At 50.3% G+C, this 23,753-nt stretch carries 15 protein-coding genes and 1 pseudogene; 8 read left to right on the forward strand and 8 right to left on the reverse strand.

What is annotated here, in order from left to right:
• Positions 1-199: pseudogene (locus K2G43_RS05695) on the reverse strand (radical SAM protein); the annotation flags it as partial.
• A gap of 60 nt (positions 200-259) precedes the next feature.
• The gene (locus K2G43_RS05700; RefSeq protein WP_300153450.1) at positions 260-2,287 is read right to left on the reverse strand and encodes a helix-hairpin-helix domain-containing protein; all 2,028 of its coding nucleotides are present in this window, start codon (positions 2,285-2,287) and stop codon (positions 260-262) included.
• Between the two features lie 125 nt (positions 2,288-2,412).
• On the opposite strand from K2G43_RS05700, the gene K2G43_RS05705 reads away from it, so the two are divergent.
• Complete coding sequence (locus K2G43_RS05705; protein ID WP_300153452.1) at positions 2,413-3,045, forward strand: DUF4294 domain-containing protein; 633 nt, start codon at positions 2,413-2,415, stop codon at positions 3,043-3,045.
• 1 nt (position 3,046) lies between these two features.
• Here the strand turns inward: K2G43_RS05705 and K2G43_RS05710 are convergent, their stop codons facing one another.
• From K2G43_RS05710 to K2G43_RS05720, 3 genes are all read right to left on the reverse strand, one after another.
• Positions 3,047-4,216 (reverse strand): AAA family ATPase, encoded by a 1,170-nt coding sequence (locus K2G43_RS05710; RefSeq protein WP_300153454.1) that lies wholly within the window; start codon positions 4,214-4,216, stop codon positions 3,047-3,049.
• Between the two features lie 167 nt (positions 4,217-4,383).
• Positions 4,384-5,346 (reverse strand): YitT family protein, encoded by a 963-nt coding sequence (locus K2G43_RS05715; protein WP_297643969.1) that lies wholly within the window; start codon positions 5,344-5,346, stop codon positions 4,384-4,386.
• Between the two features lie 210 nt (positions 5,347-5,556).
• On the reverse strand, positions 5,557-6,087 hold the full coding sequence (locus tag K2G43_RS05720; protein WP_297643970.1) for an RNA methyltransferase: 531 nt from the start codon (positions 6,085-6,087) through the stop codon (positions 5,557-5,559).
• A gap of 629 nt (positions 6,088-6,716) precedes the next feature.
• Here K2G43_RS05720 and nadA point away from each other — a divergent pair.
• A complete protein-coding gene (gene nadA, locus K2G43_RS05725; protein ID WP_297643916.1) occupies positions 6,717-7,655 on the forward strand; it encodes a quinolinate synthase NadA in 939 nt (312 codons plus the stop codon).
• 166 nt (positions 7,656-7,821) lie between these two features.
• Here the strand turns inward: nadA and K2G43_RS05730 are convergent, their stop codons facing one another.
• The 3 genes from K2G43_RS05730 to leuS all read right to left on the reverse strand — a co-directional run bounded on the left by K2G43_RS05730 (position 7,822) and on the right by leuS (position 12,302).
• Positions 7,822-8,400, reverse strand: a complete 579-nt coding sequence (locus K2G43_RS05730) for a non-canonical purine NTP diphosphatase (protein ID WP_297643915.1) — start codon at positions 8,398-8,400, stop codon at positions 7,822-7,824.
• A gap of 49 nt (positions 8,401-8,449) precedes the next feature.
• On the reverse strand, positions 8,450-9,352 hold the full coding sequence (locus K2G43_RS05735) for a YitT family protein (protein ID WP_297643914.1): 903 nt from the start codon (positions 9,350-9,352) through the stop codon (positions 8,450-8,452).
• Between the two features lie 112 nt (positions 9,353-9,464).
• Positions 9,465-12,302, reverse strand: a complete 2,838-nt coding sequence (leuS, locus tag K2G43_RS05740; protein WP_297643912.1) for a leucine--tRNA ligase — start codon at positions 12,300-12,302, stop codon at positions 9,465-9,467.
• Positions 12,303-12,852: 550 nt separating this feature from the next.
• Here leuS and K2G43_RS05745 point away from each other — a divergent pair.
• The 6 genes from K2G43_RS05745 (at position 12,853) to K2G43_RS05770 (ending at position 23,690) form a co-directional block, all read left to right on the forward strand.
• Positions 12,853-16,293, forward strand: a complete 3,441-nt coding sequence (locus K2G43_RS05745; RefSeq protein ID WP_297643910.1) for a TonB-dependent receptor — start codon at positions 12,853-12,855, stop codon at positions 16,291-16,293.
• Between the two features lie 17 nt (positions 16,294-16,310).
• Positions 16,311-18,062 (forward strand): RagB/SusD family nutrient uptake outer membrane protein, encoded by a 1,752-nt coding sequence (locus K2G43_RS05750; protein ID WP_297643908.1) that lies wholly within the window; start codon positions 16,311-16,313, stop codon positions 18,060-18,062.
• Positions 18,063-18,378: 316 nt separating this feature from the next.
• Positions 18,379-20,283: a heparinase II/III family protein gene (locus tag K2G43_RS05755; protein ID WP_300153459.1), complete on the forward strand. Its 1,905-nt coding sequence runs from the start codon at positions 18,379-18,381 to the stop codon at positions 20,281-20,283.
• Positions 20,284-20,285: 2 nt separating this feature from the next.
• Entirely contained in the window at positions 20,286-21,497 is a 1,212-nt protein-coding gene (locus K2G43_RS05760) for a glycoside hydrolase family 88 protein (RefSeq protein WP_300153461.1), read from the forward strand.
• A 21-nt stretch (positions 21,498-21,518) separates the two neighbouring features.
• On the forward strand, positions 21,519-22,442 hold the full coding sequence (locus tag K2G43_RS05765; RefSeq protein ID WP_297642903.1) for an alkaline phosphatase: 924 nt from the start codon (positions 21,519-21,521) through the stop codon (positions 22,440-22,442).
• 9 nt (positions 22,443-22,451) lie between these two features.
• Positions 22,452-23,690: a DUF2264 domain-containing protein gene (locus K2G43_RS05770; protein WP_297642905.1), complete on the forward strand. Its 1,239-nt coding sequence runs from the start codon at positions 22,452-22,454 to the stop codon at positions 23,688-23,690.
• The last annotated feature ends 63 nt before the right edge of the window (positions 23,691-23,753 follow it).

The following is a 23,753-nucleotide window of genomic DNA, read 5'->3' on the forward strand; positions in this document are numbered from 1 at the left end:
CCTCAAGCGCCGCACGATCCTCCTCGCGTGTGGGTAGGGGCTGTTTGGGACGATGGGCGGCATTGAAACCGCATTCGCAATAGATGCAGTCGAAAGTACACACTTTGCCGTCGGCAGGCAGCAGGTTGATTCCCAAAGATACTCCCAAACGGCGGGAATGGACGGGACCGAAGATGGGAGAGGGGTAGATGACAGTCATATCTTAAACGTTTTATGAACAAAAGTAGAAAAATAACAGAGAAACCACACAAAAAACTGCCTAAAACTTCACCATCACCTGCATCTGCAAGTCCGCTTTCCGGTTTCCTGGTATCAAATCGTTGCCCGAACCGATGCTTTCCCTATCCTGATAGACGGTCTGCCCGAACTTGACGAGCAGCAGCAGCCTCTTGTTCCAATCGTAACGCGCCACGGCGGAACAGCGGACCCCCCTGCCCGAGAACGAAGGAGTGTAAAAGGTATAGAGCATACCCTGTTCGGAGGCATAGACGCGCGAGTCGTAGTCATCGGTATGGAAATAGGTGCCCTGCACGAAGAGCGACAAGGGAAACCGTGAAGGAGCGTATGCGCAAGACTGGCTAATCCCCCACCCTTGCCGCCGCTCAAAACGATACTCACCGATATCCTGCTGACGGAAATGGTTATAATCGAGCGTAGTGCGTAAGGTGAAATCCCCCGGCGTATAAGTCAGCCGATAGCGAAGCCGATGGTGATGGGTAGGCGAAGTGAATGCACCGCTTGTCCCCGTCACATCGCGCTCCTTCCGCTTATAGCGGTAGTTGAGGTACATGGAAAGGGAACGCTTCGGAGAATAAGCTGCCTGAAACATGCCGTCCATGCCTTGCGACGGCTTGCTGATGCGATACCTCCACCAGGGAAAAGAGAAGAGGTCCAGCGAGGCGAAAAACTTCCAGCATGCCCACGGAACCGCCTCTGCTGCCAGATACCATCCGTTCTCGTTCTGTGGAGTGGAGCTTTCGCCGAAGGAACGGCCGAACATCGCCCAATAGTCGTGCGAATAGTAGCGATGCAACAGCAGCAAACTGTAGTTTGAAGATAGGGCATACCGCAACCGGTTCAGCAGCGCATAGCCTTTTGTACCCGTTGCCGCCTCTCCCGTCAATGAGAGCCGCCGGAAACGATACTTGTAATCCAAACCCACGTTGTAGAAATGCTTGCCGTGCAGGTTGTATTTTGCGTATTTCTGCAACTTCGGTTCGTAAGGATGTTCAAAGAAGTAACAGATGCCCGTCACGCCCACTTTCAGCGTGTTCTTTTCATAAGTCAGGTTGCCGCCCGCCAGTTGCAGGGCAAATAGATTCGCCTTGTCCGCCTCCTTCTGCGTGCGGTGCAAGCCTGTCTTGTAGATGGAAGTAATCTCTCCGTCCTTCACCACCCCGTCCATGGAACGATGCGAATAGAACGCGGAAAAATCCAAAGAAGGAAGCAGACCGACCGTTGCCGCCGCACCCCGGAAGTAGTTGTACTCATCCGTGGAACTGTGTTTGCGGATGCCGCCCGCCCGACGCTCGGTGGTGAAGACAGAGAAGGTCTTCCCCATGCGATAATCGGTGCTCAACACCAATCCTTGTCCGAAACTCAGGCGGTAATTGCCCAAGACAAGCGCTTTCAGTCTGCCTAAGTTCTTGATAAGAAGATAAGGGGAGTAATAGTCATATCCTTTGCGGTTGTGCAAGGCAAACATCGGTTCGCCCGCATCCTTCTCGGCGGTGACGCCCAACTGGAGGTAATCGCTGCAACGGAAAGCGTATCGCAAGGAGTGATAGGGCGAAGGTCCCAAGTACTCCTTCTCATACCCTTTGCGGGTATAGAAAGGGACATCCAGACGAGCCAGCATCTCGTGCTTCCCGTACTTCAAGATGTGCCGCAAGGAAGGATAGCCCCTACCCTCCTCCACTGCCTGCACGCAGACAAAGGGCAGCAGCAGTTCGATGGTACGGCGGTCCATCCCCTCCACCAGTTGCAGTTCGTAGAGGGTCTGCATCTGTCCGTGGATGCCGATATACGCCAACATGTTCTCCACTTGAATGTCCGTCAGAAAAGGAAATTGTTCCAGTTGCCGCCGGGTGGCGGTGTTGAGGTTGAGGGGTTCTTGCAGCCGTCGGGAGAGCTCTTCCAGTTCGTCTTCCCAGTCGGGGTCTTCTTCCCCGTTCATGGAGAGTTGTTCCAGATTTTCCTTCAGAAGAGATACGGTGGTGTTTTGAGCTTCAAGTACAGGAGTCGTCAGCAACATACTTAGAAAGACTCCTATCTTGAAGATTTTCATGGGATATAGCCGTTTTGTTGTTCTGTGGACGAAAGTACGTGAATATAATGAGAACAGGAAACTTTTCCGAAGAAAAAACAATAAATAAGTTAACAAGTAGAGAAAAAGAACTTACATTCCACAGAATGATGTACTTTTGCAACATGAACATAAGGCTTCACATAGTACTCTTCCTGTTTCTTCTCTTCGGAAGCCTGAAATGCCTTGCTCAGCAGCAGCCCTCACAAGCCGGCGAACAGAAGAGCGCATACCTCACCCCGATGTGCGTTTACAACGGCGACACCATCCCTTACGTCAAGCTGCCCACCGTCTATATCTTCAAGCCGCTCAAGTTCAAGAACAAGCGGGAAATGGCGAAATACAACAAGCTGGTTCGCGACGTGAAGAAGGTACTCCCCATCTCCAAAGAAATCAAACTTGCCATGATGGAAACTTACGAATACATGATGACCCTGCCCAACGAAAAGGCACGCCAGAAGCACATCAAAGCCGTGGAAAAAAGCGTAAAGGAGCAATACACCCCCCGCATGAAGAAACTCACCTTCGCCCAAGGCAAGCTACTCATCAAGCTGATAGACCGGCAGACCCACTCCACCGGCTACGAACTGGTGAAAGCCTTCATGGGACCCTTCAAGGCAGGATTCTACCAGACATTCGCCGCCCTGTTCGGCGCCAGCCTGAAGAAGGAGTACGATCCCACGGGAGAGGATGCGCTGACCGAACGGGTGATTCTGATGGTGGAGAGCGGACAGCTGTAAATCAATAATTCAACCCGAAATACCAGAGAGGAATTACATTGCCATACCCCGTCTCTATATCGTCCTTCACCACATATCCCTCCGCGGCTTCTGCTATCTGTTTCTGCCCCTTGTTCTTTCCACCTACTTCAAAGGTGCGCCCGCCTATCTGAAAGTCAGCGATATGCGAAGATATGACATCCTGTTTCACACGCATTTGGTTATAAAAGAAAGTCTCCCTGAGATTTCCGACGTTGAGTTCGTTCTTACCTAAGATAGCTATCAGATTAGGATTGTCCAAATAGATTTTCTCCACCTTGCCCAAACTCCGGATGCCCCCCGTCTCATCCCGAAGCTGCGCAATCATTCCCGCCCGCTCAATATAAAGCAGATAATCGGCGATGTAATTGCGGCTGACTCTGGTCAAATCCGCCAACTTCTGCATAACGGGTTTGAAGGGGACACTCTGCGAGATAATCATCAGCAACTGCTTCAGTTTACGTCCGGTAGCCACGTTCATATTGGCATATTGCGGAATATCTATCTCCATTGTCTGATTGATGACCTGCTCCAGTTCCATATTGAAATCCAAGTCTTTGCCGAAAGGATAATATCCTCTTTTCAGATAATCAGCAAACACCGGCAAGGGATGTATCAATTCGGGAATATCAACTTTATGTTCCAAAAGTTCTTCAAAGGTATAGGTCGTCGCGTCTATGCCATGAAACAAAGCCAGGTATTCGCGGAAAGAGAGACCTTGCATCTCATAGACGGGTGCCCTGCGGCTTAAATCCGCCATTCCCTTGTAGATGTCCAGAATGGATGAACCCGTAAAGAAGAATCGGACATTGGGATAAGAATCATACATCTGCTTCAATTCCCTGGACCAGTTCGGATATTTGTGTATCTCGTCAATGAACAGATGTTTGCCTCCTTGCTTGCTGAACTTGTCTGCCAAATCAATCAGCGTATTGTCGGCAAAATAGATATTATCGGCCGATACATACAATGTATCCTTCAACGTCAGGTTCTTCTTGATGTATTGCAGGAACAGGGTAGTCTTCCCCACTCCACGCGGTCCCACCAAACCTAACATGCGGTTCTCCCACTTGATTTCATCGTACATGTAGCGGATGAAATTGGTCTTTGTCCCCTTCAATAGTTTGTTGAAGTTTTCGTATAATCTGTCCATAGACGGTGCTTTTATGCAACAAATATAGCAAAAAAGCATCGTAATAGTGCTATTTCTGCATTAAATCATAGTTAAATTGCACTATAGAAGTGCAGAAAAAGCATGTTTTCTACACTTTCATAGTGCAATTTCCAGAAAGTCATTCGGTAACCTGAACCTCTTCCCCCTTATTCCGGCTGCAACTCCCCTTCCTTAGGCAGCTCCTTCCAGCCCTCGCCGAAGGCATCGTAGGCATCGGTCACCACCACAAAGGCTTTCGGGTCAACCTCGCGTATCTTCTGCTTGATTTTCATCACCTCTTTGTAGCTCACTACCAGAAACAACATCTCCTTGTCGGCCTTGGTGTAGAGACCGCTGCTCTTGATGCAGGTGGCCGTGCGGTCAAGGTCGCCTATAATGTAGTCGTGCAGGGCCGTCAGCCGCATATCGCTGATGACAAACACGATTTTGTCGTTCTTCTCGCCGTTGATGACATAGGCTATTACGCGCGAAGAGATGTAGATGGTGATAAGCGAATAGAAGGAGAGATACAACGAAGGCTGAACAGCGTCATCAGGATTGCCTATGCCGAAACCGATGACCAGCAGGCCGAACAGCACCACGATGCCGTCCACCAGCAGGATGGCTTTCGAAAAGCGGATGTGGCAATACTTCTGAAGTATCATCGCCACAATGTCCGTACCGCCCGTAGTGGCGCGGCTGCGCACCACGATGCCGCCGCCAAGACCGATGATGACCGCACCGATGACCGAAGTCAGCATCAAGTGGTCGGACATATCCAGACAGCCGCCCAACAACTGCGTGGGGTCCAACTGATGGAGCGCCTCTTCGGTGGGATAGGAGAGGTAGGAGAGCACGTTCATGACAAGCGGAGTGAAAAGCGCCGCCACAATGGTGCGCGAACCCAACTTCGAGCCCAACAGCAATACGGAGATGATGAGCAAAGGAATGTCGAACATATAGCCGAACGTTCCCACCTGGACGGAGGGGAACAGATTGTGAAGCACGATGCTGGCTCCATACACCCCGCCCGGAACCAGGTTATAAGGATTGATGAAGTAAACAAAAGCCGAAGCCATGATGATGCAGCCCACAAAGATGCCTACCCACGATGATATTGTCTTTTTCATATTTAGTATAGTTGATATTTATACGGCAAATATACAATAATAGATGGAAACATAGGACATACACTCCACATAAATTTTCAGCCGACCCATCTTGTCCGGTTTACCACCCATTGTTGAAAACCTTGTTAAGACCCATCGCGTCCATCCGTACAACCAATTGACTATCAATCCATATCAATTGTTAATAACTAATGAACAGCGGTTCATTGGTCAGCCTTGCAGCTTCTTGAACAAGTCCCAAATAACGATGCCCGCCGTGACCGACACGTTGAGCGAATGCTTCGTGCCATATTGCGGTATCTCGATGCAGCCGTCCGAATGGTCTATCACCTCCTGTTGAACACCCTTCACCTCGTTGCCCATCACCACGGCATACTTCTTCGTCCGATCCAACTGCAAGTCGTTCAGCATGATACTGCCTTCGGCCTGCTCTACGGAATAGACCGTATATCCCTCCTGCTTGAGGTTATCAACCGCTTCAACCGCGTTATCAACATACTTCCAATCGACAGTGAATTCGGCTCCCAACGCCGTCTTGTGCATCTCAGGGTGGGGTGGGGTGGCGGTGATGCCGCAAAGGTAGATGCACTCGATGCGGAAGGCATCCGAAGTGCGGAACACGGAACCTATATTATGAAGGCTGCGGATATTATCCAGCACCACCACCAAAGGCAATTTCCGGGCTTCCTTAAACTCTTCCACACTGATACGGTTCAGTTCTGTTATCTTCAGTTTACGCATAATAAAATTTATATTTTATTGATTATCATTCGTTTAACAAGTCGTCACGAGAGAGCGTTTTCCGGTCGTGACAGACACTTGCTTCTGTCGCGTCAGACACTTGTGTCTGTCGTCTTGAACACTTGTGTCTGTCACGACAGAAGCAAGTGTCTGTCAAACGCCCCGATATGCCTGTCTGCAAAGATACTTTTTTCCGTTCACATCGCGGTTAATAACCGTTGAAAACGTGTCGATACACCCTGCAAAGAATTTCAAAAATAATACTTGCATTATTCAAAATCTTACCTATGCCGGCTGCTGAATCAACAAACCAAAAAAGTTAGGAGAAAACTTCCAGAAGTGTTTAAACACATTTTTCAGCATTGTTTCACTCCTAAATCCCATCAAAGTTATTAACTTTGCCGATTATCAACATGATGTTAATGAAGCGGGAAGATGAGCCGGTAGGAAGTTTATTTTCAAGAGATAGACCTTCATTTCCGATGTTAATAAACGGGGAATAAAGTTTCCTCCTGCATCTAATAACTTCAGGAGCAAAAAAAAGCCCGATTATTTCTCCACACTATTAACCGCCTATCATCAGCATCAATGGATTTTTTTTAAAAGAAGAGAAATTAAATTTTATAATTATGGATAATCTGATAGAAGCCATCAAGCAACTGAAGAAAGAGAAAAATGCCGTCATCATGGGGCATTACTACCAGCGGGGTGAAATACAAGAGATAGCCGACTATGTGGGCGACAGCCTGGCACTGGCGCAGCAGGCGGCACGGACGGATGCGGACATCATCGTGATGTGCGGCGTCCATTTTATGGGCGAAACGGCCAAAGTGCTCTGCCCCGACAAGAAAGTCCTGGTGCCCGACATGGCAGCCGGCTGTTCGCTGGCCGACAGCTGTCCGGCGGATGAGTTTGCCCGGTTTGTCGAAGAGCACCCCGGATATACGGTCATCTCCTACGTGAACACGACGGCCGCCGTAAAAGCGTTGACCGATGTGGTGGTCACCTCCACCAACGCCCGTCAGATAGTGGAAAGTTTTCCCAAAGATGAGAAAATAATCTTTGGACCCGACAGGAATCTGGGCGGTTATATCAACAGCGTTACCGGAAGAGATATGTTGATATGGGACGGAGCGTGCCATGTGCACGAGCAGTTCTCGGTTGAAAAGATGGTTGAGATAAAGCGTGCCCACCCCGATGCGGTGGTGCTGGCCCATCCCGAATGCAAGAGCACGATTCTGAAGCTTGCCGATGTGGTGGGTTCCACGGCTGCCCTGCTGAAGTACGCCGTGGCCCATCCGGAGAAGAGCTACATCGTCGCCACCGAGTCGGGCATCCTGCACGAGATGAAGAAGCAGTGTCTGCAGACCACGTTCATTCCCGCTCCTCCCGCCGACAGCACCTGTGCCTGTAACGAGTGCAGCTTCATGCGCCTGAACACGCTGGAGAAACTTTATGACTGCCTCAAGAACGAGTCTCCCGAAATAAAGGTGGATGCGGAAATAGCCGCGAAGGCCGTGAAGCCGATAAAGAGGATGCTGGAGATTTCGGCAAAATTAGGGTTGTGATTATTGGCAGGCTGAATTTCTTTCAGGCACGGATTACGCAGATTTCACGGATTTACAAAAGGAAAATGCCATGAAATCCGCATAATCCGTGCCTGAATTATCTCATTGTCCCTTTTCGTTTTGACACATCTCCATCGAATGCTTCGATGTATTATAGAAGCTGGTTTTATCTCATCAGGAACTTGCAAAGCTTGTTCGTCGCCACGGCCCGGTGGCTGATTTGATTCTTCAGTTCATTGCCCATTTCGGCAAAGGTCTGCGTATATCCCTCGGGGACGAAGATAGGGTCGTAGCCGAATCCCGAAGTACCTTTCCGGTTGCTGATGATCTCTCCTCTGATGATTCCTTCGAACAAGTGTTCCTTTCCGTCGATAATCAGGGCGAATACGGTGCGGAATTGTGCTTTGCGGTTCTCCACGCCTTCCAGGTCGTGCAGCAGTTTCTGCATGTTCGCTTCCGAGTCGTGTCCGTCGCCGGCATAGCGTGCCGAATAGATGCCGGGAGCGCCGCCAAGCGCTTCCACTTCCAGACCGGTGTCGTCGGCAAAGCAGTCTGTGTGGTAGTTTTCAAAAATATATCGGGCTTTCAGCAAGGCATTCCCTTCGAGCGTATCTGCCGTTTCGGGGATGTCGGCATGGCAACCGATCTCTTTCAGGCTGAGAAGTTCCACCTTATCTTTCAAGATGGCGGCTACTTCTTCCAGTTTATGCGCATTGTTTGTGGCGAATACAAATCTTTTTCTCATACCTTTTTATGCGTGTTGTTTTTGAAGGCTACTTCTATTTACTGAGAACTTATTTGCCTTTCAGCTTGTCGAACCCTTCTCCATATACACCGATGACGGAGCTTTGCGAGATGAAGGCGTTCGGGTCGATGTCTTTCACCAACCGGAATATCTCTACCGACTGACGTTTGTAGGCAAGTACCACCAATACCTTTACGTTTTGCTTGCTGTACCATCCTGTTCCGTCCAATACCGTCACACCCCGGTGGGTCTCTTTGATGATGCGGTCGGCAATCTTGTCATACTCTTTGGAGAAGATGAAGAACTGAACGGACTGGCGTGCGCTGTTCACCACATAATCCAGTACAAATCCGATGATGAACAGGGTTACGAAACCGAATATCACCCGCCTCCAGTCGTGGAATACGAAATAGCAGGAACTGATGATGATGAAGTCGCAAGCCATCACCATGCGTCCCAGCGTAACATCCTTGTACTTGTGGATGATGGCGGCAATGATATCCGTGCCTCCCGTGCTTCCGTTGCAGTTGAATACGATACCCAACCCGGCGCCACACATCGAGGCGCCTATCAGGCAAGCCATGAAGTCTTGTCCCTCTCCCAAAATCAGCGGAGGAACCCCGTTCGCATCGTTTACCAACAACTGGAAGAACCACAGAAGAAACGTCAGTGCGACGATGGCGTATGTGGTCTTTATACTGAATTTCGGTCCTAATATCTTGATGGCAAACGTCATCAGGACGGCATTGATGATGAAGTACGACCATTGGATGGGGAATCCTGTGGCGTAATAGAGGATGGCGCTGATACCCGTAGTACCTCCTGTAGTAATCTGGTAAGGCAACAGGAAGATCGCCCATCCCAAGGCATAGCTGACAAGTCCTAAGGTGATGAAGAAGTAGTCTTTCAACTCTCTCTGCACTTCGGCTTTGGTGGGTTTGGTGATTCGCATGGTTTTGTTTTTTTTAGTGACAAGTGACAAGTGGCAAGCTACGAGTTACGAGTTACAAGCTACCTCTTCTTGTCGCTCGTGGTTCGTAACTCGTATCCCGTAGTTCATTGACTTATTTAATTACGATGTTTACAATCTTCTTCGGCACTACGATGACCTTGACGATGGATTTTCCTTCCATCCACTTCGCCGAGCGCTCGTCTGCCAATACTTCGGCCTGGATGGCTTCGGAGGAGGCGTCGGTAGGGAACTCCATGTTGAAGCGTGCCTTGCCGTTGAAGGAGATGGTATAGTTTACGGTGTTTTCCACCAGATACTCTTCGTTGAATGCCGGCCATTGGGCGTCGCATACCGAACCCGCGTTGCCCAGCGTCTCCCACAACTCTTCGCATACGTGCGGGGCGAAGGGGGCGAGCACGATGATGAACTGGTTCAGGATTTCCTTCTTGCTGCACTTCATGCCGGACAGCTCGTTGACGCAAATCATGAAGGCACTGATGGAGGTGTTGTAGGAGAACTGCTCGATGTCGCCTGTCACCTTCTTAATCAGCTTGTGCAGGGATTTCAGCTCTTCGCGGGTGGCCGCTTCGTCCGTCACCAGGTAGCTGCCGCTGCGGTCGTAGAACAGCGACCAGAACTTCTTGATGAAGCGGTGTACGCCGTCGATGCCGTTCGTGTCCCACGGTTTGGACTGTTCCACGGGACCGAGGAACATCTCGTACATGCGCAGTGTGTCTGCACCGTATTTCTCGACAATCATGTCGGGGTTCACCACGTTGAACATGGACTTGCTCATCTTCTCTACCGCCCATCCGCAGATGTACTTGCCGTCTTCGAGGATGAACTCTGCCGTGTTGTATTCGGGACGCCATGCCTTGAAGGCTTCCACGTCCAGCACGTCGTTCGATACGATGTTCACGTCCACATGGAGTGGGGTGGTGTCGTACTGGTCTTTCAGGTTCAGCGATACGAAAGTATTGGTGTCTTTGATGCGATAGACGAAGTTGCTTCGGCCCTGAATCATGCCTTGGTTCACCAGTTTCTGGAACGGCTCTTCCACGGCGGAGATGTTGATGTCGTGCAGGAACTTGTTCCAGAAGCGGGAGTAAATCAGGTGGCCGGTGGCATGTTCGGTACCGCCCACGTAGAGGTCCACGTTGCGCCAGTATTCGTCCACTTTCTTGTCAATCAGTGCCGTGTGGTTGCGCGGATCCATGTAGCGCAGGTAGTAGGCGCTGGAACCGGCGAATCCCGGCATGGTGTTGAGTTCCAGGGGGAAGATGGTGACGTTGTCTATCTTTTCGTTCTCTACGACGCAGTTGTTCGCTGTGTCCCATGCCCAACGGGTGGCGTGTCCCAACGGCGGCTCGCCTGTTTCGGTAGGCAGGAATTTGGCCACTTCGGGCAGCTCCAGCGGCAGGCAGCTTTCGGGAATCATGTAGGGCATGTTGTCCTTGTAGTAAACCGGGAACGGTTCGCCCCAATAGCGCTGGCGCGAGAAGATGGCGTCGCGCAGGCGGAAGTTCACCTTCACGCGGCCCAGGTTGTGCTCTTTTACATATTTCTTCGTAGTGGCGATGGCCTCCTTGATGGTCAGTCCGTTCAGGTTCAAGTCGCAGTAAGGCTCCACGCCTGCCTTCGGAGAGTTGCAGACGATGCCTTCTTTGGCGTCGAAGCTCTCTTCGCTGACGTCGCAACCTTCCACCAGCGGGATGATGGGCAGGTTGAAGTGCTTGGCGAAGGCGTAGTCGCGGCTGTCGTGCGCAGGTACGGCCATGATGGCACCTGTTCCGTAGCCGGCCAGCACATAGTCGCTGATCCAGATGGGCACTGCTTCGCCGGTGAAGGGGTTGATGGCATAGCTTCCTGAGAATACGCCCGTCACGCTGCGGTCGGCGATGCGCTCGCGCTCGGTGCGCTTTTTGGTGCGTTCCAGGTAGGCATCCACTTCGGCTTTCTGCGCTTCGGTGGTGACTTTTGCCACCAGTTCGCTTTCGGGGGCCAGCACCATGAAGGTGACGCCGAACATGGTGTCGGCGCGGGTGGTGAAGATGGTGAACTCCAGGTCACTGTCTTTCACCTTGAACTGCACTTCGGCACCTTCGCTGCGCCCTATCCAGTTCTTCTGTGTCTCTTTCAGCGATTCGGTCCAGTCGATGGTCTCCAGTCCGTCCAGCAGGCGCTGTGCGTAGGCCGATACGCGGAGGCACCATTGGCGCATCTTCTTCTGCACTACGGGGAAACCGCCGCGCTCGCTGACGCCGTCCACCACTTCGTCGTTGGCCAGCACGGTACCCAACTGCGGGCACCAGTTCACCATCGTTTCGCCCAGATAGGCGATGCGGTAGTTCATCAGTACTTCCTGTTGTTGCTGTTCGTTCATGGCGTTCCACTCTTCGGCGCTGAAGTGCAGCTCTTCGCCGCACGCGGCGTTCAGTCCTTCGCTGCCCTGTTTGGGGAAGGCTTCTATCAGTTCCCGGATGGGGCGTGCCTTTTGGGTGTCGTTGCAGTAGTAGCTGTTGAACATCTGCTGGAAGGCCCATTGCGTCCAGTGGTAGTATTCGGGGTCGCAGGTGCGGATTTCGCGGTTCCAGTCGAAGGAAAAACCTATCTTGTCGAGCTGTTCGCGGTAGCGGTTGATGTTGTTGACGGTGGTAATCGCAGGGTGCTGTCCCGTCTGGATGGCGTATTGTTCGGCGGGCAGTCCGTAAGCGTCATATCCCATGGGGTTCAGTACGTTGAAACCTTGCAGTCGTTTGTAGCGGGCGTAAATGTCCGAAGCGATGTATCCCAACGGGTGTCCTACGTGCAATCCCGCGCCTGAGGGGTAGGGGAACATGTTCAGCACATAGAATTTCTGCTTCGTCTCGTCTTCCGTCACTTGGTAGGTTTTGTTCTCCACCCACCGTTTCTGCCATTTCTTTTCAATCTCCCTGAAATTGTATTCCATACTGCTATTTGTTAGTATATTGTTGAAAACAGTGTTTATTCAATGGTTGAAAACCGATGTTCGCCTGGTTAAAACCGGTTAGTATTCGGTTAATATCGGTGCAAATTTACGTGTTTATTTTCAGATATGTAGCGATACGGGCTAAAAAAGTCGTTTGTAGGCATCAGGTTACTGAATATATGCCTCGTTTGACAGACACTTGCGTCTGTCGTCTCAGACACTTGTGTTTGTCATCTTGAACACTTGTGTCTGTCGCGCTAGACACAAGTGTCTGTCAAACGGGGTATATGGAGGGTGGTTTTCGAGGGATTCTGTCGGCTTTTTTAAGTTAAAGTTTGTCTGTTTTTGTTCCGTATTCTTTTGAGAGTCTCTTTCAGGTAAAATCCGTTTAGTCAACAGGTTATCAGTTTAATAAATATTATCCATTAATGCTATGCAAATTATCCGTGGATGATTTGTATAGTTGATTTGGATGATTTGACTAGCCCTTCTTTGCAATGTAGAATGATATTTGCGGAAAATTTTATAATTAATTTTAAATTCATGTTCTATGAAAAGGAATATTAATAATTGCTGCTTCTTTTCCAGAAAGATGGTTTTGGGAGCATCGTTGGCTTTGATTGCCGGCGGATCTGTATGGGCGGCAGGCGGAAATTCCACATCACCTTATGTTGACGTGATAGAGAATGTCATGCAACAGAAGACTATCAAAGGTGTGGTCGTTGATGCTGCGGGCGAACCTGTTATTGGTGCGAATGTGATTGTAAAAGGAACTACAAACGGTGTCATTACCGATATTGACGGTAATTTCACGTTGAATGTGCCTGTAAACTGCACTTTGCAGATTTCGTTTATCGGTTATACGACTAAAGAAGTGAAGGTGACCGCTGCGACTTCCAATCTCTCCATTAAGCTGGAAGAAGATTCGAAGACATTGGACGAGGTGGTAGTGGTAGGTTACGGCGTGCAGAAGAAGGCTAACTTGACCGGTGCCGTTTCTGCCGTAGATTTTGAAGAACAAGCCAAATCACGTCCTGTCACTACGGTATCGGCCGCATTGGCCGGTTTGAGTGCCGGTGTGCAAGTGATGCAGAACTCCGGTCAGCCCGGTAGCGATGGTGCCACCATTCGTGTGCGTGGTGTGGGAACCTTGAATGATGCCAATCCGTTGGTTTTGATCGATGGTATGGAAGGTTCTATGGACAATGTGAATGCGCAGGATATCGAGTCCATCTCTATTCTGAAAGATGCCGCATCTTGTGCCATCTACGGTTCGCGTGCCGCCAATGGTGTGATTTTGATTACTACCAAGAAAGGTAAAGGACGCGTCAGTGTGAACTATAGCGGACGTCTGTCGTATGCGCAGCCTACCAATCTGATTGACTTTGTGAACAATTACGCCGATTACATGGAATTGATTAACGAATCATTCACCAACATCGGACAGCCTGCTCACTTTAACCAAAGCACCATTGACACATGGCGCGAGAAGTCACTGAGACCCAACGAGGTGAACGAGTTGGGAGTACCCAATTATGTGGCTTACCCGAATACCAACTGGCAGGATGAAATCTTTAAAAACGGTATCATCAATGACCACAACATCTCGTTGAGCGGTGGTACGGAAAGCGTGCGTTTCCTTACATCATTGGGCTACCTCGACAACCCCGGTCTGGTAGATAACACAGGTATCAAGAAGTATAAGATACGCGTCAACCTGGAAGCCGACGTAGCCAAATGGCTGACCGTAGGTACACGTATTTACGGTGACATGCAGGATCAGGAGGCCGGAAACTTCTCGAATGCCAACAACTACCTGAGGCAGACCACTCCGGGTATCTATCCCGAATGGAAAGGCAACTACGGTTATCCCGAAGCGCCCGAAGAAAGCCCGACGGCCAATGGCATCTTGCAGTTCTTGAACAACCAGAACGGTACGCGCAAGAAAACGAATGTGAACGCCACTGCTTTCAGCAAAGTCACATTCATGAAAGGACTCACATGGACGTTCAACTTCAACTACAAGCGCTACTGGTATGAGGCACGTACATGGTCACACGCCAGCGACCAGGTGAAATTCAGCACGGGCGAAGTGATTAAGCCCGGAACAACTCCCGACCTGATGAACACCTCGTTCAACAATGAAGGAAACTGGTCATATACATTGGAGAACATCCTGAACTACAATACCACGATTGCCAAGAACCATAACATCAATGTGATGGCCGGTTATCAGGAATGGTACAAATACTGGAACACTTCCAATGGTAGCTTGAAGGGATTGATAGACGAATCCATCAACGTGCCCAGCTCAGCCACAGAGATGCAAAGCATCGGCGGAACCGCCAATGACCGCGCCACCCGCTCTTTCTTCGGCCGTGTGAACTATGATTATAAAGGAATCTACCTGTTCGAAGCCAACTTGCGTTACGATGGTAACAGCCGTTACGGAAAAGACCATCGTTGGGGCACCTTCCCCTCATTCTCTGCCGGATGGAGAATCTCGGAAGAGGATTTCATGGCAGGATCACGTTCTTGGTTGGACAACTTGAAGATCCGTGCTTCTTGGGGTAAACTGGGTAATGACGGTGGTGACGATGTAGGCAACTACGAATATCAGTCCGTTTACGGTATCACCGATTACTCATTCGGTGGCAAGCAGGTGTCAGGTCTGGCCATGACCGGATTGGCCAATGCGGCACTGGGTTGGGAAACCAGCAACAACACGAACTTCGGTATCGACTTTGCCGCATTTGGCAACCGCTTCACCGCTACGTTTGATGTCTATAACAAGCGTACTACAGGTATCCTTACCACCCGCAGCATCCCCATCACGCTGGGAGGTCTGTCGGCTCCCCGTGTGAACATCGCCAAGATGGATGCCAAAGGTTTTGAAATAGACCTGGGATGGAGAGACCGTATCGGTAAAGTGGAATACTCGGTAAGAGGTAACTTCTCGTACAATGCCAATAAGGTGAAGAGCTACAACGGACGTTACTATGAAGGATGGAAATATGAAAAAGGAAAGGATTCGACCGGAGCGCCTATCTACGGATATACCCGCGATAAGAACGGAAACTTCAACTATGTGGATAAGAATGGAAATTCAGTGACCGATGATTCAAAGAAGGTCTGGGGTAACAACGCCGGCGATGTATTCAATAACGGTGGTTCAAGCAGCCCGATTGTGGAAGACCACATGAAAGGTGAATGGTACTTGATGGATGCTTACAAGGGTAATGGAAAATACTTTGACGCACAAGGCAATGTGATGCCCGGAGGTGGTCCGAAGGACGGTATGATTCGTACGGAGAAAGATATGGAATGGCTGAAAGCCATGATAGCTGCTGGTTATGAATTCTGGCCGAACAAGACTATCGGAAAGAACAGCATCTGGTATGGAGATGTGATTTATGCCGATGCCAACGGTGATGGCATTTATGGTAACTCTTACGACAAGGTGTTCCAGAATGTATCTTCCGATCCTAAATATACGTTTGGTTTCCAGGCTTCAGCCGCATGGAACGGGTTCGACTTCTCCATGAACTGGGCAGGTGCCGCCGGACGTAAGCTGTATTGGGGTTATACCACCGGTTACAATAGTTCCGGAACACGTGTAGGTGTGGGTCTTCCTAAGATGATTGCAGATAATCACTATTTCTACGATCCTGAAAATCCCAATGATCCGCGTACCAACATCAACGGTAAATACTGCCGTCTGACAAATGGCGAAAGCGGCCATCAAGACCAGCAGACCAGTACCCGTTTCCTGTATAGCGGCGATTATCTGAAACTGAAGAACCTTACCATTGGTTATACGTTGCCGAAACACATTACAAACAAGCTGTTTACTCAAAACATTCGTGTATATGTTTCGGGCGAGAACTTGCTCAGCATAGACGACTTCCCCGGACAGGACCCGGAAATAGGTTCTACACCTCAGTACACTTCTGTTCGTTCGTTTGCGTTTGGAGCTAATATCACATTCTAAAAAATAGAAAGAAAAAAATGAAAGCATTAAGAAATATAATAGCCATATCCGCCGCCGCTTTGGTCATGAGCGGATGTCAAGGTGATTTGCTGGAGACAGCACCCTACGGAAGTGTTGCAGCAGGCAACATGTGGACTTCCGAAAATCTGGCAGACAAAGGTGTTACTGCTATTTACTCCACCTTGCGTCAATCTTATGTAGGTTTGCAGGTGTATCAGATGGACTGCTTCGGTGTGTCTGCCGACTGTCGTGACCAGGATTATCCCATTATGGTGAACAAAGTAACGACAGCAAATAGTATGTTCAGCAGTTACTGGTCGCAGCACTATTCCGGCATTTCGCGTGCCAATGATGCCATTGTCCATCTTCCCGATGTGAAAATGTCCGAAGACAAAAAGGCACGTTACATGGCCGAAGCCAAGGTGATGCGCGCTTACTTCTATTACAAGCTGAACATCATGTATAAGGGAGTGCCTGTATATCTGGAACCGGTGGAAGCATCGGAATGCACTAAGGGGCAGAGTTCGGAAGCCGAAGTATGGAAAGTTATTATAGATGACTTGACAGATGCTATTAACGAACCGAATTTGCCGAACATCTATGCTGAAGGTTCTAGCGACTATGGACGTGTCACCAAAGGTTTGGCATACGCTCTGCGTGGAAAAGCTTATTTGTATCAGAAAGAATATGCCAAGGCTGCCAGCGATTTCGAAGCAGTGGGCAAGTGCGGTTTCTCTCTGTTCCAGGGCGAATACAAGCAATTGTTCAAAGAAGCTAACGAACAGTCTTCCGAAATGATTTTCTCTGTACAATGCATCGGGCTCGACGGACTGGGAAATGATATCAGTTTCCGTTACGGAACACGTAGTTCCTTCGGCTCTTGCTGGAACACCTACCTTGCCAGCACAGACTTTGTAGAGACATACGAAAACGCTGACGGAAGTGAGTTTGATTGGGATGACTATCTGCCCGGATATAATGAAATGGAACCTGCCGCCCGTTCGGTTTATTTCTTCCGCGATGGCTTGACCGAAGATGAAATAAAGAGTCTTGAAAAGACTGGTGCCGATATGAGCAAGTACCTGCCCACGGGAAATGAAGAACGCATCAAGGCCGCATACGCTCACCGCGATCCGCGTCTGACTGCCACTATTATCACTCCGTATGCCGAATATAACGGTGCGAACAACTCCAACGAGTTTACCTACACCCTGCGTTGGCCCTATCGTGGTTTTGATACGGCGGCTCCGTTCGACCTGAAGACGGATACCAACAACCGTTTCTATTATCTGTTCCGCAAATTTGTGGCTGAAGGTGCTTCTGAAATACCGAACCGTTCTTATTCGCCCATCGACATTCCGTTGATCCGCTATGCCGACATCCTGTTGAATCTGGCAGAATGCTACAACGAGATGGACCAGATGGACCAAGCTGTGGAATGTGTGAATCAGGTGCGTGGACGTGCTGGAGCCGCTTTGTTGAACTCCAACGAGCCTACTACCGTGACCGGAAAAGATAACCTGCGCGAACGCATCCGCAACGAACGCCGTTGGGAATTCAATGGTGAAGGTGTGAACTTCTTTGATGAAATGCGTTGGGGCACTTGGAAAGAAAGCAAGTTCTTCGAAGGCTCAGGTCTGAAACAAATCTGGGGTGAGCCTCAGTATCTGTATGCATGGAGTGGAGATCAGGTATATACATGGCCGGCTCCGTGGAGCGAACGTCAGTTAAACGAAAACCTGACTTTAGCTGATGGTTGGAGAGACTAATGGCTCAATCTGTAGATATATGTAATATGAGCTAAAAAAGGAGCTTTCCTCCGTTAGGGAGATAACCGATAGCGAAACTGCTTTGACCTTTGTGTGGAATTCATACAAGATCAAGGCAGTTTCTTTTTTTATGCAGTAAAAAGACATAAAGTTGTATGACTGGCTAAATGAAGATGAAAAAGAAATGATATTGAAAGAGTGTTTTCCTGTGTTTTTGTCTTGTTTGGATAATATGTGTATATATTAAGCACAAAAAGAATACCTTTTTGCTTCTTTTTTTCTCATCTTTGCCTCATTATTTTATTCTATCAATATCATGAAAAAATTAGTAGCTTTACTATTTGTATTAATTTATGTGTCCGCTGTCTCCGCTTATACGGAACGGAACCTGCTTCAGAAGCAAGCCGACATGAACCGGTTGAAAGAAGTATTGGTGTTGGACCGGAAGTGGGTCACTTATCCCGACTATGACGACCGTGCCGGTTGGGACGCCTTTCTGGGTGCATTCAAAGAAGAATATATCCGACGGGGAGAGAAAATGTTGGACTACCGGTGGCAAGTTGTCAGAGCCACCGATTACCTCGCTTTCGAACGCACCGGTGACCGCAAGATTATGGAAGATCCCTTTGGTGCCAACAACAATGCCATTGCCGACCTGCTCATGGCCGAACTGGCAGAAGGAAAAGGCCGTTTCATCGACCAGTTGGTGAACGGAGTCTTCCATACTTGCGAGATGACCTCATGGGCACTTTCCGCCCACATCATCGTGCAACCCACTCAGCGGGCATTGCCTGCATACGACTATCCTGTCATCGACCTTACTTCGGGTGACTTGGGCGGACTGCTTTCGTGGACCTACTACTTCATGCACCGGTCGTTCGACAAGATGGACCCTGAGATTTCACGCCGGCTGCGTCACGAACTTCAGACCCGCATCCTTGACCCATACGTGAACAACGATTCTTTCTGGTGGATGGCACGCAATTACAACGGACGCATGCTCAACAACTGGAACCCCTGGTGCAACAGCAACGTCCTGATGTGTTTCATGTTGCTGGAAGACGACCGCGACAAACTGGCCCGGGGAGTCTATCTGACCATGGAGTCGGTGGACAAGTTCCTCAACTACATCAAGGCTGACGGAGCCTGCGAGGAGGGACCCTCCTATTGGGGGCACGCCGCCGGAAAGACGTTGGACTATCTGGAGCTGCTTTCGGCCATCACCGGAGGGAAGGTGGATATCTTCGCAGACTCCATGGTCCGGAGTATGGGCGAATATATCTCACGCTCCTACGTAGGCGACGGTTGGGTGGTGAACTTTGCCGACGCGTCGGCGCACGGAGGGGGAGACGCCTCTCTGATTTACCGTTTCGGTAAGGCGGTGAACAGCGATGAGCTGAAAGGATTTGCCGCCCTGATGCGTAAACCGTCCGCCTTGCCCCACAACGGCCGTGACATTTTCCGCACCCTGACTTCCATCGCCATCGACAAGGAGCTGCAACAGACGGCTCCCATGCACGAAAACCGCCCCTTCACCTGGTATCCTGAGACGGAATTCTGCTATCTCTCCACCAAAGAGGGACTGTTTCTTGCAGCCAAAGGAGGCTATAATGACGAAAGCCACAACCATAACGATGCCGGAACCTGTTCGGTATGGATGGACCGGACACCGGTATTGATAGATGCCGGCGTGGGTACTTACACCCGTCAGACTTTCAGCAGCGAGCGCTATTCCATCTGGACCATGCAAAGCGATTACCACAATCTTCCGATGATAAACGGAGTGTCCGAGAAATATGGCAAGAAATACAAAGCCACCGAAGTGAAGGCCGGCAAAAGCAGTTTTGAAGCCAACATCGCCACTGCCTATCCCGAAGAAGCCAAAGTGAAAAGATGGATACGTTCGTATCAAGTGAAAGGCAGGCAGGCCCGTATCAGCGACTCTTTTGAACTGGAAGAGACGGTAGCTCCCAATGTGGTCAACTTCATGACGTGGGGAGAGGTGGAACCGTCGGAAAAGGGGAGAGTCAGCATCCGCGTCGGTCGTGTAAACGCGGTGTTGCTTTACGATGCCGCCCTGTTCGACCTGACCGTGGAACCTTTGGAACTGACCGATTCCAGGCTGTCCAACGTATGGGGAAATACCATCTGCCGGCTGTCATTCAAAGCAAAACAACAGACTAAGAAAGGAAATTATTCATTTACCATAAAGAAGTTATAATTATGAAACTGAAAACATCTATTCTTTTGGGATGTGCAGCATTGTTCACTGCAACTTCGTGCGTCACTACGCCGACCCAAAAATCGTGGCAGGAACAAGCCGTCGAGAACGCCCGTGCGCAAATCGGTCTGGAAATCGATACGATTGAAGCCAGTGGAAAGTGCCTGAATCCGGTTACTCTCAACAGCAAGGGAGGAGTCTATTATTGCGGATATGCCGACTGGCGCAGCGGATTCTTCCCCGGAAGTGTATGGTACCTGTACGAACTGACCGGCGACGCAACGCTGCTTCCGCTGGCGCAGAAATATACCGAAGCCATCCGTGAAGCGCAGAACCTGACCTGGCACCACGACATCGGTTTCATCATCAATTGCAGTTTCGGAAACGGTCTGCGCCTTTCGGGCAAGCCCGAATACAAGGATGTCATGATACAGGCAGCCAAGTCGCTCTGCACCCGTTTCCACGAAAAGCCGCAGGTCATCCAGAGCTGGGATGTGGTGGGAGACAGCTGGCAGTCCAAACGCGGATGGGAATGTCCGGTGATTATCGACAACATGATGAACCTGGAACTGCTGTTCGAGGCAACCAAGCTTTCCGGTGACTCTGCTTACTACAACGTGGCCGTGGCACATGCCGACCGCACCCTTCAGGAACACTTCCGTCCCGACGGCAGCTGCTATCACGTGATAGACTATAGCATCGAAGACGGAACCGTACGCCATCGCCAGACCGCACAGGGATATGCGGACGAATCGGCCTGGTCCAGAGGACAGGCATGGGCGGTATATGGATATACGGTATGCTATCGCGAGACAAAGGACCGCAAATACCTGGACCAGGCGCTCAAGACTTTCCATTTCATGAAAGACCACAAGCGGATGCCCGCCGACCTGATTCCTTACTGGGACATGGACGCGCCCAACATCCCCAACGAACCGCGCGACGCGTCGTCGGCATCGGTCATCGCATCGGCCTTGTATGAAATCAGTACCTATCCGGTAGAAAACCCGCAATCGTATAAGGAATATGCCGACAAGATGCTGGAATCGCTCGCTACGCCGGAGTACACCGCTCCTTTGGGCGAGAACGGACGCTTCATCTTGATGCACAGCGTTGGTAGCATCCCCCACAACAGCGAGATTGACGTGCCGTTGAACTATGCCGACTACTACTATCTGGAGGCTTTGAAGCGCAAGGCGGATTTGGAGAAATAAGGGCAATAAAAGATACCTGTCATGAAGAAACTTTTCATTTTTACAATCGCGTTGCTGGGCTGTCTTTCCATGACAAGCTGTGCGACGCAGTCTGAAACAAAGGCTGAAGCGACAGCGAAAGCCAAACACATTGTCTATATCGGTCTGGACGGATGGGGCTCATACAGCATGCCCAAGGCCAATATGCCGACCGTGAAGAAGCTGATGGAGCAAGGATGCTATACGATGCAGAAGAGAACGGTGCTCCCCTCATCAAGTGCGGTCAACTGGGCATCCATGTTCATGGGAGCCGGTCCCGAACTCCACGGCTATACGGAGTGGGGTTCACGCACACCCGAACTGCCTTCGCGCGTCGTCTTGAAGAACAACATCTTCCCCACCATCTTCCAGATCTACCGCGACGCCCGTCCGGAGGCCGAAATCGGCGCCCTCTACGAATGGGAAGGCATCAAGTATCTGGTGGATACGCTGTCGGTCAATCATTTTGCCAAAGCTCCCGACTACAATGAATATCCTGCTGCCCTGTGCGAGATGTCGGAAAAATACATTGTAGAGAAGAAACCGGCGTTGGTTGCCATCTGCTTCGACAATCCCGACCATGTGGGACACGCGGACGGCCATGACACTCCGGCCTACTACAGCAAGCTGGAAGAGCTGGACGGATATATCGCCCGTATCGTGAAGGCGGTGGAAGAGGCAGGCATGATGGAGGAGACCATCTTTATCGTCACTTCCGACCACGGCGGCATCAACAAGGGTCACGGCGGAAAGACCATGAACGAGATGGAGACACCGTTCATCATCTGCGGAAAGAATGTGAGACAGGGCGGAGAGTTCCGGGAAAGTATGGTGCAATATGATGTGGCCGCAACCATGGCCTATATATTGGGACTGGAACAACCGCAAGTATGGACAGGACGTCCGATGAAACAACTTTTTAAATAAACAAATATCATGAAATTACGATTACTGACTATCGCACTGTTATCGGTGCTTTTCCTGACGGACATGTCCGCTAAGAAAAAAAACACGGCGCCGGTTGGCGACCGGCAGCAATGGGCCGAACTTTGTTACCGCATTGCCGCTCCGGTATTGGAGAATATGAGTAAGGGAGAACTGCAGAAGAACATGCAACTGGAATTCAGCCCCACTTGGGACGGACGCGACAAGCGCGTGGCCTATATGGAGACATTCGGTCGCCTCATGGCCGGCATCTCTCCCTGGCTGGCTCTTCCCGATGACGATACGGAAGAAGGCCGGATGCGCAAGCAGCTCCGTGAATGGGCGGTGGCGTCTTACAAGAACGCCGTTGACCCCGAAAGTCCGGACCTCCTGTTGTGGGAGACCAATTCCTCGCAGCGGCTGGTGGATGCCGCCTATCTGGCGGAGAGTTTCCTCCGTGCTCCGGAGGCCACGTGGAACCTGCTGGACGAGACGACCCGCAAACGCTATGTGGAGCGCTTCCAACGGCTGAAGATTGTACGTCCCGCCTACAACAACTGGTTGCTGTTCCGCGGCCTGATAGAGGCTTTCCTGCTGTCGGTAGGCGAGGATGCCGACCAGTATGCGCTGACCGTGGCCGTCAACAAAATCAACGAGTGGTACCTGAGCGACGGCTGGTACTCCGACGGTCCTGAGTTCGCGTTGGATTATTACAATGCCTACGTCATCCACCCCATGTATATAGAGATGCTGGAAACGCTGAACAAGAATAAGTTCTGGACTCCCGTCAGCCCCGCTTTGGCCATCAAGCGTATGCAGCGTTTCAATGTCTTTATGGAGCGGCTCATCTCTCCGGAAGGAACTTATCCTGCCTTTGGCCGTTCGGTGGTCTATCGCATGGGAGCTTTCCAGACACTGGCCATGGCAGCCTGGAAGTACGGATTGCCCGAAGGGCTGACCAACGGACAGGTGCGTAGCGCGTTGACAGCCATCATGCACAATATGTTCAAGATAGAGGGAAACTTCAACGAAGGCGGATTTCTCCAGTTGGGTTTTGTAGGCCATCAGCCCGATTTGTCCAATTACTATACCAATAACGGCAGTTTGTATATGACCTCATTGGTATTCATGCCGTTGGGCTTGCCCGCCGACCATCCTTTCTGGACGGATCCCGCTCAGCCGTGGACTTCGCAGAAAGCCTGGAGCGGACAGCAGTTCCCCATTGACGGGCATCAATCTTTGAGAAAGTAGTGGGTAAGTTACAAGCTACAAGTGAATGAGCTACAAGGAGAAACGGACTGGATTTTTACCGAT

The organism is Bacteroides sp. (genome assembly GCF_029057325.1).
GTDB lineage: Bacteria > Bacteroidota > Bacteroidia > Bacteroidales > Bacteroidaceae > Bacteroides.

Excerpts from the sequence above, each read along its gene's own strand:
- K2G43_RS05705 (WP_300153452.1), top strand. The coding sequence starts at position 2,413 with ATGATGTACTTTTGCAACATGAACATAAGGCTTCACATAGTACTCTTC.
- K2G43_RS05770 (WP_297642905.1), top strand. The coding sequence starts at position 22,452 with ATGAAATTACGATTACTGACTATCGCACTGTTATCGGTGCTTTTCCTG.
- K2G43_RS05760 (WP_300153461.1), top strand. The coding sequence starts at position 20,286 with ATGAAACTGAAAACATCTATTCTTTTGGGATGTGCAGCATTGTTCACT.
- K2G43_RS05720 (WP_297643970.1), bottom strand. The coding sequence starts at position 6,087 with ATGCGTAAACTGAAGATAACAGAACTGAACCGTATCAGTGTGGAAGAG.
- K2G43_RS05765 (WP_297642903.1), top strand. The coding sequence starts at position 21,519 with ATGAAGAAACTTTTCATTTTTACAATCGCGTTGCTGGGCTGTCTTTCC.
- K2G43_RS05715 (WP_297643969.1), bottom strand. The coding sequence starts at position 5,346 with ATGAAAAAGACAATATCATCGTGGGTAGGCATCTTTGTGGGCTGCATC.
- K2G43_RS05735 (WP_297643914.1), bottom strand. The coding sequence starts at position 9,352 with ATGCGAATCACCAAACCCACCAAAGCCGAAGTGCAGAGAGAGTTGAAA.
- K2G43_RS05700 (WP_300153450.1), bottom strand. The coding sequence starts at position 2,287 with ATGAAAATCTTCAAGATAGGAGTCTTTCTAAGTATGTTGCTGACGACT.
- nadA (WP_297643916.1), top strand. The coding sequence starts at position 6,717 with ATGGATAATCTGATAGAAGCCATCAAGCAACTGAAGAAAGAGAAAAAT.
- K2G43_RS05755 (WP_300153459.1), top strand. The coding sequence starts at position 18,379 with ATGAAAAAATTAGTAGCTTTACTATTTGTATTAATTTATGTGTCCGCT.
- K2G43_RS05750 (WP_297643908.1), top strand. The coding sequence starts at position 16,311 with ATGAAAGCATTAAGAAATATAATAGCCATATCCGCCGCCGCTTTGGTC.
- leuS (WP_297643912.1), bottom strand. The coding sequence starts at position 12,302 with ATGGAATACAATTTCAGGGAGATTGAAAAGAAATGGCAGAAACGGTGG.
- K2G43_RS05730 (WP_297643915.1), bottom strand. The coding sequence starts at position 8,400 with ATGAGAAAAAGATTTGTATTCGCCACAAACAATGCGCATAAACTGGAA.
- K2G43_RS05710 (WP_300153454.1), bottom strand. The coding sequence starts at position 4,216 with ATGGACAGATTATACGAAAACTTCAACAAACTATTGAAGGGGACAAAG.
- K2G43_RS05745 (WP_297643910.1), top strand. The coding sequence starts at position 12,853 with ATGAAAAGGAATATTAATAATTGCTGCTTCTTTTCCAGAAAGATGGTT.